Origin of the sequence: Rhodococcus sp. EPR-134, from assembly GCF_001647205.1 — a bacterium.
Lineage (GTDB): Bacteria > Actinomycetota > Actinomycetes > Mycobacteriales > Mycobacteriaceae > Rhodococcus_F > Rhodococcus_F qingshengii.
Genome location: NZ_LVCT01000106.1, coordinates 1 through 14,543, shown reverse-complemented (window position 1 = coordinate 14,543; position 14,543 = coordinate 1). Strand labels below are relative to the sequence as shown.

The following is a 14,543-nucleotide window of genomic DNA, read 5'->3' as shown; positions in this document are numbered from 1 at the left end:
GTCGCCGTAGCCCCGATCGCCCGCGAGATCGCAGACATTCCACTCGCAGCACTCGCTGCAACCGAGATCGCTGACCAACTTGGTATCTCAGGGGACTCCATTGTCGACCTGAAAGACGCTTGGCCTCAGCTCGCGAAGCGCAAACTCAGTGAAATTGGCTGCGACCTACAGCAATTCGTTCTCGTCCCTATTAGATCTTGCAAGGAATCGGAACGCGACCGCCTGATCGAAACGATGATGGTGTACCTGCGAACAGGAAGTCTGATCGAAACGGCCGCGGCCCTGTATTGCCACCGAAACACGATATTGAATCGGCTCAAGCGCATCGAGGAGCTCACTGGTCTGGATATGACCAAGCCTCTCGATGCCGCTCTCGCCACCGTCGCGCTCGCCGAACTGACCTGAGTATGCTGTCATCGGGCCTAGTCGATGTCGGTGAGTGCACCGTGAGCGAGTCGATCGAGGGTCTCGGTAAGAAGATCGACGCCGGCGCACACATCGCTGTCTTGGGTGAACTCACCCTCGTTGTGGGAGATGCCATCGACACTCGGAACGAACAGCATCACTGTAGGGACGACATCTTTCATGTTGACCGAATCATGCCCGGCGACGGTCATGATCTCCCGATGCGAGAGTCCCAACGAATCTGCGAGATTCATCGACAACTTCACCCCGTCGGGATGGAAGTTCGCGACCCCCCACGAATGCGCAGTGACCTTTTCGATCTTCACTTGCGCCCGCTTCTCTATCTCTTCGAAACGGGCGGAAAGCCGCTGGTCAGCAAGATCGAGTGTTTCCTGATTCGGTGACCGCAAGTCGAGGTGCAACCCCACTTCCCGCGCCACGACAACAGGCGAATTCGGCTCGATATTCATCTGACTGACCGAGGTGTGCAGCGGAGCGCTGGCGAAATCGTCTGCAAGCTCGCGCGCCGCCAACACCAGCATCGAGGCTCCCAACAGTGCATCATGCCGATCGGCCATGATCGTCGAACCAGTGTGCGACTGCGCACCATGGACGACGAGTTGGTACTTGTGCGCTGCCCACGTGGAGTCGACCAAACCGATGGTGATGCCGTCGTTCTCCAGCGATCTTCCCTGCTCGATGTGGATCTCGGCATAGGCTGCGGCAGAGGGCCCGTCGAAACTTCCCACACATTCGATGTCGTTGAGAGCATCGCGGACTGTGATTCCCGCGCGGTCGAAGCTGGACAAGGCCGCTTCGAGCTCCATCTTTCCCGTGTATACCGAGCTTCCCATCATGCTCGGCTTGAATCGGCAACCTTCCTCGTTGAACCAATTCACCACCGCAAGATTGTATTTGGGAGTCTCGCCACTCTCAGCCCATCGCTTCGCGACACGGTGTGCCGCATGTGCGGAGGCAAGCACGCCGTACGCGCCGTCGTATCTGCCGCCGAGCGGTTGAGAATCCAGATGGGAGCCCGTCAGAACATACGGTGCACCCGGTACCAATTCGAGCAAACCGAACTGATTGCCAACGCGATCGAATTCGACGCGAAAACCCCTATCCTGCAACCAGTCGGAGAACCATCGCCGCTGCTGGCCATCTGCAACAGAGGCCGCCTGGCGATCGACTCCGCCGCCGGCCGTGGCACCGAACTGTGACAATGTTGCAAAATCTTGCAGAACGAGCTGATCGTCGACGTCTTTAGAGTTCGCCATTGAGGTCTCCTGTTCTGGGCCGACGTCGGCCACATGAGGTGTCAGCGCGGGACTGAGGGAGTCGATGCTAATGCGCTAGCGGAATAGTTCGATCCAACCAGAATTCGATGTCGGTGTCGGTGTCAATTTGCCGCAGGAATCCTCACGCAAGATAGGCGATCGCACAAAACGCGTGTCCGATCAACTTTCTTGCTCGATCAAGCAGGGATGGCATGCGCGAACTGGCGTACCGTGGCAACTCGGGATGGACAATCCGGCACGGTCGAAATCGAACGAAAACCTTCACGATGAGTGAGACCCATCCCTTCGATGAAAGTGATTGTTCCTGTGTCAGTTGATGCTTCACTCGCGCCGCAGACAATGAGCTTCTCTGTCCGGACCGCAGGCGGCCGGATCGACAATTACGGAGATACCTCCAGTGGGGTCGTCGACGAAGAAGGAACGCTGACCGTAGTGGGTCATCCCTTAAGTGGCGTCACGTCATACCCGCCTTGCACATGGACGGTCATACTCACCTGTCCGTGACTTCAGTTACAGTTCTTCGTATTTCACGGATCAGAAGCACCAATTCGTACGTATTCTGATCGCCGATCAGTGCAACTGCCGTCGCCATCACCCGGTACTCGTTTATCACCGGCACTGTCCCGTCGGCAGATACCAGCGATCAACACACGCGTACTACCTCAAATTCCTGCCTCTCACAGGCGAATTCTCTCAGTAGTGCAGCGGACACTCCTCTTCAGCACCCAGTATTATGAAAGGTATCTCCATGGGGCATATCAACCATCCGCGATCAAAGAATCCCCAGACACGGAAGAGTCGGTCGAAGCAAATCACATCTGCGCATGCACCCGAGGTGAGCGTAGGAACGGATGCCGCCTTCGCGCCGCCGCAAGCTATGTCGAGCCGAACAGTTTTGCGAAACATCTCCGAGGTGCGGCATTTCTTCCGCACGAACGATGTGCCCATCTATTTCATCGGCGCAACACCTTTCAACCTACTCGGCCTGGATCGATGGGTTCGGGGCTTCTCCTACATCACGTACTACGATGCCTGGGACGGGGCACACCCACGGGTCTTCTCGCCAATGCACAAGCCGTACCAAGAATTCAAGGACGGCGAGGAGATCAACAATTGGCTCCTACGAAACCCCGAAGTTCGCGCTTACATGAGCCGTGGACTCACCTCAGGTGTCAAGCCCAAGGTGGCTATGGTGTTCTTCAACGAGGAGACCGAACAGATCTGCTCTGAACTGGGATACGACCTCATCTTGCCGCCGGCGCACCTGCGGGAACGGCTTGATTCGAAGATCGTGACGACGCAACTCGCGAACGACGCAGGCGTCGACAGCGTTCCCAATATCCTCACCCGAGTCGACGATTGGGACAGTCTCACACAGCAAGCAGACGAGGCGGGTCTCGGACCTGATCTGGTGCTTCAAACTCCATACGGAGACTCGGGAAAAACGACTTTCTTCATTTCCAAAAAGGAAGACTGGGATCGCCATGCAAGCGATATAATCGACCAGGAAGTCAAGGTCATGCGGCGAATCAACAATCGGCCCGTTGCGGTCGAGGCGGTCCTCACCCGATGCGGAACCGTCGTCGGCCCCTACCTGACAGAACTGACCGGATTTCCCGAACTTACCCCGTATCGCGGGGGATGGTGCGGCAACGAGATGCACCCAGAGGTGCTGAGTGCAGAACTCCGTGGCAAGGCAAATTTGCTCATTCAGCGATTGGGGGATCGGCTGCGCGAGGAAGGATATCGAGGGTTCTTCGAGGTCGATGTTCTCGTCGATACCGATACCGAGGATGTCTACCTTGGTGAGATCAACCCGCGAATCAGCGGCGCTTCCGCAATCACCAACGTCACCGCCGGCGCCTACGCCGATGTGCCTCTATTCGTCTTTCATCTACTCGAATACATGGACGTCGACTTCGACATTGACGTCGACGAGATCAACACACGCTGGGAATCACTGGCTTCAGTGGACCTCTGGAGTCAGATGGTGATCAAAGAAACCTCACCAGTCGCCGAATTGCTGGAGAGCACCCCACGGACGGGCCAGTACTATCTCGATACCAACGGCGCGCTTGTGTTCAGGCGTGCGGCACTCGATTGGCACCAACTCCAGAACGAATCTGAAGCATTCTTCCTTCGAATCTACAGTCCCGGCGACTACCGTTGGGCAGGAGCAGATCTGGGTATTCTCGTCACCAAGGGACGCTTGCAAAAAGAGACGCTCGACAGAGGAACCACATTGACCATCAGAGCCAAGCACCTCATCGATTCCATTCGTGCTGAATACAAGGGCATTCCAATCGAGGTTACCGAATGATCGAGCAAGGCATAGAGAATGTCAGGGCAGAAATCACACTGGAAAACTGGCAGACCGCGAAATTCCTTCGCTGGACCTTTCAGAACACAGCAGACGTCCTCTCGACTGCAACAATTTCGAGGGGTAACGAACCGCCGTCTCTCTTTCCGGCGGTAGCAACACCATTGAGTGGAATAGCCATACCGCCCATCGACTACGAACAGCCCTTCACGGTAGGCGATGTCATCGGTTCCACGGACACCGACGGCTGGGCCGTCGCCCACAACGGGACACTGCTGACCGAACAATACTTCGGTGGCATGACCACAGAGACATCACATCTGCTGATGTCGGTCAGCAAGTCGATTGTCGGTGCAGTGGTGGGCATTCTGAATGGGGCAGGATTACTCGACATCGACGCCCCTGTGTGCGCATATGTGCCCGCGCTGGCCTCGTCCGGATACGCAGGTGCCACCGTGCGGCACCTGCTGGACATGCGCTCAGGGATCGCCTTCTCCGAAGACTACCTCGACCCCGCTTCCGAAGTTCGATTGATCGAACAAGCCATCGACTGGGCACCCCGCAGCAGTCCGGATGTCCCTCGCACCATGTACGACTTCTTGAGTACCCTTCAGCGGAAAGCGGATCATGGTGGCCCCTTCGAGTACCGTTCGTGCGAGACCGATGTGCTCGGATGGATTTGCGAGGCGGCGACAGGCACTCGGATGCCCGAGCTGATTTCGGACACGCTGTGGAGCCGAATCGGAGCCGAGAGCGACGCAATCATCGGAATCGACTCCGCGGGAACCGGAATGTTCGATGGTGGAATCAGCGCATGCTTGCGGGATCTCATCCGCTTCGGTTCGCTCTACCTCAACGGTGGAATTGCAGTGACGGGAAAGCAAGTGGTCCCGGCTGCGTGGATCTCCGATACGTTTGCAGGAGGGTTGGATTCGCGATCGGCTTTCGCTCTCAGTCCTGGAGACAACAGGATGCCCGGCGGAATGTATCGGAATCAATGTTGGTTTCCGTACGAAGGATCGGAAGTTCTTTTGTGCCTGGGGATTCACGGACAGATGATTTACGTCAACCGCACCGCTGGGATCGTCGCCGCGAAACTGTCCGCATGGCCACTACCCCAGGACGCGAGCAAACTGTTTCCCACGATCCGAGCGTTCGATGCCATTGCAGCCGAGTTCACCTGAGCGGCGCGCTAAAGGCGGACGGGCTGAAAAAGTTTCGGGACTGAAGAGGGTGTTTCGCCGTTGATTTTCTCGCCGGCGAAACGCCTCTCACTCGATCGAGAACACTGGACTCGGACTCCGTTGTCTCCTTCGTCGGTTTGGGAAGGTATCTCGGCTTCACAACGCCGAGGATCGCCGCTAGCGGCGATCCTCGACTGCGGGTGTTCTCGGGGGCGAGCCATTGCTGATGCAAGTGGCAGCTGAGGATGCAGCGTAACCACGGACGAGGTCGTGTTTGCACTAGTCGTCAGTGCGAGGTGGGCGCGGCTTTTCACGCACTCTCGGTTCATCATAATCAACCTCCCCGTTCGAGGATCCTTGAACGGGGAGGTTGATTATGATTGACGACCCGATCTTCAAGGTCTAGCCTGCCGTCGAACGTGTCCGCCTGTGGCTTCTTTTCGGAGGCGGTCGAGCGGGGGACCTGTTCGTGGAGTTCGGTGTTACGCCTCGCTCAATACGTGGCGCGACTTACGGAGATACGTGATATCCGGATAGCGGGGGACCCGATCCTCGGTTTCACGTAGATCAAGATTGGGTTGCTTCGTGCTTCTGAAGCATCTCGAACCGTTCTGTCGAATTGCAGTAGTTGCGTGGCACAAGTGCTCCATGTTGCCTCCGATAACTCAAACTAGGCCGGACATGGGCTAACCGCTGTTTGCAGCTGTGAAGGGTGGATACTTTCTAACTCAAAGCCTGTGACTGGCTACCGCTTTCAATGTCTTCGTTTGAGCGGTGGTCGACACATCGGGATTGCGGAGGCTTACTGCGACGAACAAGGCGTCGAGTACGGTTGTGTGGACAATCCGGCTGCTCATCGCCTCGATGCGGTAGTTGGTCTCTTTGCTGCCTGCGATCAAATTGATGTCGGCAAGGGCAGTGATCGGTGATCGGTAAAAGCTGGTGAGTGCGATCGTATGTGCCCCAGCTTCTTTGGCGGCGGTCAGCGTCATTATCGTTTCTCTCGTCTGACCGGTGTGACTGATGGCAAGACAGGTGTCCTCGTTCGTGAGCAAGCTGGCGCTGACATGCTGCCCGTGACTGTCGATGGGTGCTTCTGTGAGCAGTCCTGCGGTACGAAATCGGTAGGCTGCGTCCTGCACGATCGGCCATGATGTTCCGACACCGGCGATCAGCAACCTCCTGGTCGACGCGAGGACTTCGACGGCTTCGTCGAAGCTGCCCGAATCGACGGTAGCAAGAGCTGTATGCACGGCGTCAGCCGTGCTGCGAACTATTTTCCGCAGTACAGTGTCGGACGAGTCTGTCGGGTTGACGTCTTCGTGGATGGCCTGCTGCGCGGGCAGCGCATGCCGTGCGAGGTTGATCTTCAGATCGGCAAAGCCCTTGTACCCCATGTCCTTGCAGAACCGAACGACACTCGCTAGAGATGTTTCGCTCGCTTCGGCAAGGTCGGTGACGGTCATGTGGATGACCGCAGGCGGATCGGCAAGAATAGTGTTAGCAATCGCCTGCGCGGTTCGTGTCAACGTGGGAAGTCGTGCGCGGAGAACACTATCGAAATCGGACGCCGTGGGACCGGCGTCCGTTGATGCGCTTGTTGTCGTCACCTGGTCGCCTCTGTCTCAGAGTTAGACGAGACGCAGCCCGAGGGGAGGGCGACGATGCTCAATTGGGCGTCTGTCGTGAGGACAGCTATACGGTCACCGCGCAGTACAACCGGTCTGGTGGTGACGTGGCGGCCGAGGGAGGAGACTCGACTGTGGTCACCCGCTGGATCGATTGCCCAGATATCCCCGGAGACAGTGGTTGCAATGACCTGACCTCCGACTGCGACGGGATCTGTCGCTATTCCGATGCCGGTAGATCGGTATGGTCCCCAGCCGTCTATGGGGCCACTTCTGAGCTGCGTCGTCTTTGTCAGTTCTCTGCCTGTTCTCGTATCGAGCGCGTGAACGGTGCCATCGCCGGTGACCACGATGACCCCGGCCTGGGTCGGCACAGCTGAAACTGTAGTGAATCTGCCGCCGACTACGGTGCGCCACACGCTGGATCCGGACTCGAGTTCGATGCATTCGACAGTTTCGGATTCGGCCCGCAGTAGGAGGGCGTGGCGAGTTCCCTGCACGGCGGTCAGGCTACTCGTTGGTGCGGACTTCGAAGTTTGACTCCATAGCAATGTTCCATCGCGGCTGTCCACTGCCGTCAACCCGCGGTAGGGCCCGCTGAACGGGAGGACGACGGTGTTCCCGTAGGTGAGCCCACGCCCGTAGGTCATCAACGTGTCTACGGGCGCAAGTTCCTGACTCGACCACAGTTCGGTGCCCGTGACGATGGACAGTCCAGTGAGGTGGTCGAGTGTGCCTACGACGAGAGTGCCGTCCTCGGTGACGACCGGGGCATTGAGGACGCGAGCGTGTCGAGTTCGCGGAAGTGATCTTGTCCAACGCAGTTCGCCAGTATTCGAATCGAGGCAGCTCAGCATACCTGAGAACGTCACTGCGACAACGGAGTCCGCGCCGTGCGAGGTTAACGACGTGACCTCGTCTCCGTCGAGTCGCGCTCTCCAGACTGTTTGCCCGCTCGTCGTATCGACGGCTGAAAGGTGTGCCTGACCAGCATAGCTAGTGGGAACCATGACGTGATCGCGAGCGCTCGCCACCAGGTTGCCGCCATGCTGGGTATGACCTTGCGGCGCCTGCCACACGGCGTCCGGAACAGATATCGTTTGGTGCCTAGGCCAGGTTGCCTCGGTGTTGCGTTGGAGATACCCGGAAGGTTCGACATCCAGAAGATGCCAGGACGGCGGTGACCATGCGAAACCTCCGAAGCTGGTAGGGGGTGCGCTCAGGAACCGAAGTGGCCCGACCTGCCGGTCGACGACGACATGCCAGTGTCCGGAGAGGATCGAGATTGATGCCGTGGGATCCACCGCGTGCACGATGCGATCTAGAATGCGGGCGGACGGAACGTCGTGACTCAGGACGATCAGGGGTCTATGTGGGTCGCTCCCGGCAAGGTCATCGACGACGAATGCTTCCTGCTCACCGCGGTCGATATCGGCCGCATAGCTGAACCAATCGAGCGCCAGAATATGAAATGGCCCGATGTCGGCAGACCACCATCGCGGCCCCATCGACTGCTCGTAGCGCCATGTAGTTGCAGTACCGAGGAAGCCGTCCCCGATTGGCGCGTCGATGGGCTGAGGGTCGTGGCGGTGGCCGTAATGGTCGTGGTTCCCAGGGATCACTTCCACGGGAATCGGGGATGCCGCCGCGATCTCCTTGAATGCGTCAAACTCCGCAGCGGTCCCGTGATCGGTGAGATCGCCCGTGATGAAAGCAAGTCGGGCGCCGGCGTGGTAAGCCGCGTCGAGTGCTACTGCGAGACCCTGCGCACAGTCTGTTCCGTCCCCGAATCGATTGGCAAGTTCGACTGCGTCCTCTACGCCTCCGTCCGACGCTGATAGGTGTGTGTCCGAGAGGTGCGCGACAGCCGAGACCTCCTGTTTGGCACTTATACAGGTGAAGTCCAGCTCGCGCGATGTCGGCAGCTGCCACCACTGCGAACAAAAGACGCCGGAGGGTCGGCGGATCCACACTGGTCGTGACAACGAGTGCAGCCGGAACCTTCCATCGTCATCGGTGCGGTTCCACTCGATCCCGTTGCTGACGGCGACACCGCTTATTGGCGTTCCGTCGGCCCATCGGACAGTCCCTCGGACAGTCCCCTCGATTGTGTCGTTCATGAAACTATTCCATCATCGACTGGATGGAAATTTCTTCCAAAAGTATTCATATGAATGAAACTTTCATACACGAGTCATTGGCGGTTTGCCCACAGTTGGTTTCCGACCTTCAATCTCGTTCGTGCAACATCCTGTTCGCTCCTACATTTGGAGATTTCATGTCCCATGGCCGAATACTCACCACCCACACCGGGAGCCTCCCGCGCCCGGGAAACCTGTCATCGTTGGTTCGTCAGCGCGAGAACGGCGAGCTGACCGCATCAACCGCGTCAGCCATGCCCGAAACTATTCGTGAGGCCGTCGCCACCGTTGTCCGGCGCCAGCTCGATGTCGGCGTCGACATCATCAGTGACGGTGAAATGTCGAAGATCGGTTACGCAACCTATGCAAAGGAGCGGCTGAGCGGATTCGACGTTGATGCAGAGGTCCCCGAGGGCGGCGGGCTATCCATCGCGGATCTCGTCGACTACCCAGATCTCGCCGCAAGCTCGCTCGACGGTCTCGAAACATCGACTCCGGTTTGCGTCGGTGAAATCCGTTACGAGGGTCACGACTTGCTCGCTGAGGATCTCGACAACTTCACCCGCGCGGTCGACGGACAGCAAGTCACGCAGCGCTTCATGAACGCCGCATCCCCGGGTGTGATCGCCCTCTACTTGCCGAACAAGCATTACCCCACCCTCGACGATTACCTGTTCGCGAATGCAGAAGCCATGCGTGTTGAATACGAAGCCATCGTCGATGCGGGCCTGACCTTGCAGATCGATGCTCCGGACCTCGCTATGGGGCGACACATCCAGTACGCCCATCTCAGCGAGGCCGAGTACCTTCACCGACTCGATGTACACATCGACGCCATCAACCACGCTGTCGAGAACATCGACCCTGCGAAAGTTCGAGTGCACCTGTGCTGGGGCAACTACCAGGGCCCTCATCACCACGACATCGAACTCGACAAGATCGTCAGCCGGATCCTTCGGCTTCGCCCGAATGGTCTGGTGTTTGAGTCCGCCAACCACCGCCACAGCCACGAGATCGACGTCTGGCGTGAGACGAACATCCCGGAGGACAAGGTCCTTTACCCCGGCGTACTGGACACTTCGAGCGTCTACGTCGAGCACCCGAAATTGATTGCCAACCGCATCGTCGCATTCGCCGACATCGTGGGACGCGATCGGGTCATCCCCGGTAGCGATTGTGGCTTCGCCTCGTTCGCGACGTTCGTCGCAGTCGATCCCGAAATCGCCTGGGCGAAGCTTCGGACCTTGACCGCCGGAGCGCAATTGGCCAGCGAAAGGCTGTGGAAGTGACCCTCACTCCAGAGCAGCGCTCCGTATACGTCAACGAAAGCCCTGCCGTACCGATCCTCGACATCTCGGAGTATCTCAATCCTGCAACGAAGGGCAGGTTCGTTGAATCATTGCGCAACGCCTGCCATCACGTCGGATTCCTCTATCTGACCGGACACGGTGTAGATGACGACCTCAACACTCGCGTCAGCAATGTTTCCCGGGATTTCTTCTCTCGACCTGAGTCCGTCAAGCGTGAGATCGCCATGGTGAAAAGTCCGCATTTCCGTGGTTACACACCCGTCGGCGGCGAGGTGACCGGTGGCCGAGCGGATGTGCGTGAGGAAGTCGATCTGGGGCCGGAACGACCAGTGGCAGAAGATGCCGATCATCCGTGGCGATGCTTGCAGGGACCGAATCAGTGGCCCGAGTCGGTGCCGGAATTCGAGCCCACCATGACCAGATGGGCCGACGAAATGGACCGGTTGGGCCGCATACTTCTCGATGCCCTCGCCGAGGGACTGGGCATCGACGCAGAACACTTCCGGAACTGGGTCACCCCCGACCCTGAAGCAACGATCAAAGCGGTCCGTTATCCGGCGCCAGTTGCGGGGCAGCAGCCACAGGGCGTCGGTACACACCGAGATTTCGGACTGCTCACCTTCGTTCTACAAGATGCTGTCGGCGGTCTTCAGGTAGAACACGCCGACGGACATTACATGGAAGTGCCTTGCCTGCCGGGGTCCTTCGTCGTCAATCTCGGCGAGATGCTGCAGGTCGCGACCCATGGCTACTACAAGGCTACCGTGCACCGTGTCGTCAGCCCGCCGGCCGGCGTCGAACGCTTCTCCACCATCTACTTCTTCAACCCCCGCCTCGATGCCACGCTCGATCCCGTCGTCCTGCCTACAGACCTCGCTGATAGCGCACGCGGCGGAGCCAGTGACGATCCCGCCAACCCCATCCTCAGCACCTACGGTGAAAACATTCTCAAAGTTCGTCTGCGCGCCCATCCCGACGTGGCCGAACAGCACCACCGTGACCTTATCGACACCACCATCCGATGAGTTCGATCCGAACGAAGGACATGCTGTGACCGCAACCGTTGACACACCCGTCGACGCTCACATGAACCACACCGACTCCCGACCCGTCACCCAGACCGCTCAGCTGCCCGAGGGCAACCCGGGTCTGATTGGACTACCGCTCACCATCGTCGGCGCGTTGGGTCTCGGTTTCACCAACACCGGCATCGTTGATTCCGCGTCGGCCGCAATTCCGATCGTGATGTCAGCGACCTCGATCGGATTGCTCCTCGCAACCATCTGGGCCGCAGCCCTTCGGCAGAACGTCAATGCGGCCCTGTACTCGGTGTTCTTCGGCTTCTACGGGAGCTACGCCATCCTCTCACTCGGCCTCGGGAACGATTGGTTCGGCATCGACCCCGATCAAGTCACCACCACTAGCGCGATGTGGATCGGAAGCTGGTTGGTGACCATCACCATCCTCACCCTGCTCGTAATTCGCCTGCCCTGGTCATTCCCATTCCTCCTCGCCATCGTCGACTTGGCTCTTGTTTGCCTCCTTGTTGGGACACTGACGGCGTCTAGCGCGGCCACCCAGCTCGGAGGGTGGCTTGTCTTCCTATTCGTAGCGGTAGCAATCTACTTCTATGTCGCGGCGATGTGGGAAGAAACCGGCGGCTCTCCCCTGCCGATGGGGCGGCCCCTCATCAGCTGAATTCACGACACACCAGACCGCTGCTGTGGGTCGGCGCCTCTCCCGTGCCGGCCCACAGCAGCACACGATGGACCACCAGAGAAAGTAGAACGACCTTGCGCGACAATGCCACCAGCACAATTGATCTCGACAACTGGAACCGCGATGGACTACTGGTGGTCGAGGACGCCTTGAGCGCCCGCGAGCTCCAAGAGTTGCAGCAGTGGGTGTTCGATATCGAACACCGCCCGGGAACACCGAATCAGTTGCTGCAGTACGACGAAACGATCGCGGACGGCGGCACACGTAGATGCCGAACCGAAAACTTCGTGCCCTATCACGACGGACTACGAACATTGCTGACAGTTGGTCGCATCCCCGATATCGCTAGCTCCCTCTTGGGGGAGACCGCAGTTCTGTACAAGGAGAAGATCAACTACAAGGCGCCGGGCGGAAGCGGCTTCGCAGCTCATCAGGATGCCCCCGCCTACCCCTACGTGTCGAACACGATAGCGTGCATGGTCGCTGTCGATGACTCCACTTTGGCCAACGGCTGCTTGGAGATTGCGCGCAAAATGCACGCCGCGCAATTGCCCACCGATGCTCGCGGGTGCGTCGAACCTGAGGTAGCCGAAAACCTTTCGTGGGAGCCACTGCCCGTCTCCGCTGGTAGTTTGGTGTTCTTTCACTGCTACGTCCCCCACCGGAGCGGAGCGAACACTTCGGACTCCACCCGCCGCGCAATATACCTCACCTACAACGGTGAATCCGACGGTCAGCTTCGAGAGTCGTACTACGCAAAACGTATACACGATCTTGCCGATCAACCGGATCAGTTGAGCCTCATCGGGCATTTCTCAGGTACCGCCAAACCCGCCAGTTCATCGAACAAGGAAGGCCAAGCGTGACGATCACCGCGCAGGAACTGCAAGAGCTCTCGCTCCAAGAGATAGGTGCGTCAGCATTTTGTGATCGTCTATTCGAGTATCTCACTTTGGCAGGGCAAAGCCGCTACGACGAATCAGTCACTCAACTTGAGCATGGTCTGCAGTGCGCGCATCTCGCTGAGCAGGCCGGATTCGACTCCGCTGCTCAAATTGCTGCGTTGCTCCACGACATCGGTCATCTCATCTTGGACGAGCACGCTGGTCACAACGACTTCCTTGAGGACGATCTCGGCCACGAAGTCGTTGGCGCTCGTCTTCTGACTCGCTGGTTCGGAGCAGAGATTGGCCAACCCGTCGCACTCCACGTTCCGGCGAAGCGGTATCTCGTCGCCACGGACAGCGGCTATGTCGATGGCCTCTCTGAAGCGTCTGTGCGCAGTCTTGAGGTGCAAGGCGGACCGATGACACCCGACGAGGTCGACCGCTTCATTTGTCGCCCGTACCACCGACTCGCCGTCGATCTCCGTCGATGGGACGACCAGGGAAAAATTCCCGACGCACCGACGCCGCCATTGACTCATTGGAGACAGGCCATCATCGAGCTTGCGAATGTGGTGCTCCGCTAAAGGTTTTCGTCGATTTCTGGTTGTCGCTTCTTCTGGCCGAGCTGATCGCCTGCCAGAAGTTGCTGACGTGGGACGAAGGGGGTGGTGACGTGGCCTAGGTATCGCGCGGTCGTCTACATGCGATGCTGTTCGATTCGGGTTGAGACTCGGTGGAATAACTAGTGATTCGAGTTCGCCCGTTACATTCCCGTTCAGGAGCCGTAACGGCTCGTGGACACGGACAGGATCCCTGAGAATGCCTACACGGTTCTGCGACACGTACGAATGCTCCTATGGTGATCTGTGGTCGGAGTTGGTGGTGTTACATTCCGGTGGATCGCGGAGCCGCTCGCCTGGTTGTCGAACACGGTCCCCGAGCGGGCGGTTTTCGCCACACGCATCTGCTCGTGCCCCGCTTGTTTCCGCGCAGCGAACGACCCTTTTCGATCATCGAAACTGTCTCTGATTCGACTGGAGACGAGTTGAAACAACCCTGCCCGGAGAGGGGCGCGCCGAAACGCGTCCCCTCTGGACTCCAGAGGCCGTCTGAGGCCTAGTAATCAGGCTTTGGTGAGGGCGATTCAAGAGAAGAGCCATGAGAGGGCCTGGCTCACCAGCTCGTGGACGCCGCACCTCGTGGCGAGTGCCCCGACTATCTCGACGGCCTTTCTCAGCTGGTCCCGGGGCGTGCGAGGATCGCCAGATTCGCGGGTATCTGACGCGTTCGGGATGTTTGCCATTGCGCTGTTCGCTCCTTGGTGTGTTGGCCGGCGGGACTTTCAAGCCCGACGGTTGTCCCCTCTATCCTCGAGCTACAAGGCGACCTGCCTTAAACGCTCGGTGTCACAAAGGTTCTATCGCTCCTGGTCAGCGGCGTGCGTCAGAAAACAGGTCCTGTGGGTGCGGTGAGAGCGTGGAACCTTCCGAACGCGCGCTTCGAGGTTGCCTCCATCGACATTTCGAGACACCACTTTGAATTGCTGACGAGGTAGCCCGCAAGCCAAGTGAGCATCGCCGGATCAGCTCCGGCATCGAGCTGCCGGGCCAGCGATATTCCCTCTACAAAGTGACAGGGCTTGGAGATGCCG

Annotated in this window: 12 protein-coding genes; 8 read left to right on the top strand and 4 right to left on the bottom strand. The window is 58.6% G+C overall.

What is annotated here, in order from left to right:
- Positions 1-405, top strand: a 405-nt coding sequence (locus tag A2J01_RS05220) for a PucR family transcriptional regulator (RefSeq protein WP_197494157.1), incomplete at its 5' end; no start/stop codon positions are given.
- Between the two features lie 17 nt (positions 406-422).
- On the opposite strand, the gene A2J01_RS05215 is transcribed toward A2J01_RS05220, so the two are convergent.
- On the bottom strand, positions 423-1,682 hold the full coding sequence (locus A2J01_RS05215) for a M20 family metallo-hydrolase (RefSeq protein WP_047269997.1): 1,260 nt from the start codon (positions 1,680-1,682) through the stop codon (positions 423-425).
- Between the two features lie 856 nt (positions 1,683-2,538).
- On the opposite strand from A2J01_RS05215, the gene A2J01_RS05210 reads away from it, so the two are divergent.
- Positions 2,539-4,023, top strand: a complete 1,485-nt coding sequence (locus A2J01_RS05210; RefSeq protein ID WP_230691655.1) for a biotin carboxylase — start codon at positions 2,539-2,541, stop codon at positions 4,021-4,023.
- A complete protein-coding gene (locus A2J01_RS05205) occupies positions 4,020-5,207 on the top strand; it encodes a serine hydrolase domain-containing protein (protein WP_064112238.1) in 1,188 nt (395 codons plus the stop codon). The genes A2J01_RS05210 and A2J01_RS05205 overlap by 4 nt, the downstream gene beginning before the upstream one ends.
- Positions 5,208-5,935: 728 nt before the next feature.
- Here A2J01_RS05205 and A2J01_RS05200 read toward each other — a convergent pair.
- Together A2J01_RS05200 and A2J01_RS05195 are read right to left on the bottom strand one after the other, a co-directional pair.
- Positions 5,936-6,817, bottom strand: a complete 882-nt coding sequence (locus A2J01_RS05200) for a MurR/RpiR family transcriptional regulator (protein ID WP_047269992.1) — start codon at positions 6,815-6,817, stop codon at positions 5,936-5,938.
- Positions 6,814-8,955, bottom strand: a complete 2,142-nt coding sequence (locus A2J01_RS05195) for an outer membrane protein assembly factor BamB family protein (protein WP_047269993.1) — start codon at positions 8,953-8,955, stop codon at positions 6,814-6,816. The genes A2J01_RS05200 and A2J01_RS05195 overlap by 4 nt, the downstream gene beginning before the upstream one ends.
- Positions 8,956-9,113: 158 nt before the next feature.
- On the opposite strand from A2J01_RS05195, the gene A2J01_RS05190 reads away from it, so the two are divergent.
- The 5 genes from A2J01_RS05190 to A2J01_RS05170 all read left to right on the top strand — a co-directional run bounded on the left by A2J01_RS05190 (position 9,114) and on the right by A2J01_RS05170 (position 13,476).
- The gene (locus tag A2J01_RS05190) at positions 9,114-10,265 is read left to right on the top strand and encodes a cobalamin-independent methionine synthase II family protein (protein ID WP_047269999.1); all 1,152 of its coding nucleotides are present in this window, start codon (positions 9,114-9,116) and stop codon (positions 10,263-10,265) included.
- Entirely contained in the window at positions 10,262-11,311 is a 1,050-nt protein-coding gene (locus A2J01_RS05185; protein WP_064112239.1) for an isopenicillin N synthase family dioxygenase, read from the top strand. The genes A2J01_RS05190 and A2J01_RS05185 overlap by 4 nt, the downstream gene beginning before the upstream one ends.
- 25 nt (positions 11,312-11,336) lie before the next feature.
- Positions 11,337-11,984, top strand: a complete 648-nt coding sequence (locus A2J01_RS05180; protein ID WP_052959898.1) for a GPR1/FUN34/YaaH family transporter — start codon at positions 11,337-11,339, stop codon at positions 11,982-11,984.
- A 95-nt stretch (positions 11,985-12,079) separates the two neighbouring features.
- On the top strand, positions 12,080-12,871 hold the full coding sequence (locus tag A2J01_RS05175; RefSeq protein WP_052959900.1) for a phytanoyl-CoA dioxygenase family protein: 792 nt from the start codon (positions 12,080-12,082) through the stop codon (positions 12,869-12,871).
- Positions 12,868-13,476 carry an HD domain-containing protein gene (locus tag A2J01_RS05170; RefSeq protein WP_230691656.1) on the top strand — a complete coding sequence of 203 codons (609 nt, stop codon included), beginning with the start codon at positions 12,868-12,870 and terminating at the stop codon, positions 13,474-13,476. The genes A2J01_RS05175 and A2J01_RS05170 overlap by 4 nt, the downstream gene beginning before the upstream one ends.
- Before the next feature lie 859 nt (positions 13,477-14,335).
- On the opposite strand, the gene A2J01_RS36760 is transcribed toward A2J01_RS05170, so the two are convergent.
- Positions 14,336-14,543: hypothetical protein (locus A2J01_RS36760; RefSeq protein WP_231915706.1), on the bottom strand; the 208-nt coding region annotated here is incomplete at its 5' end.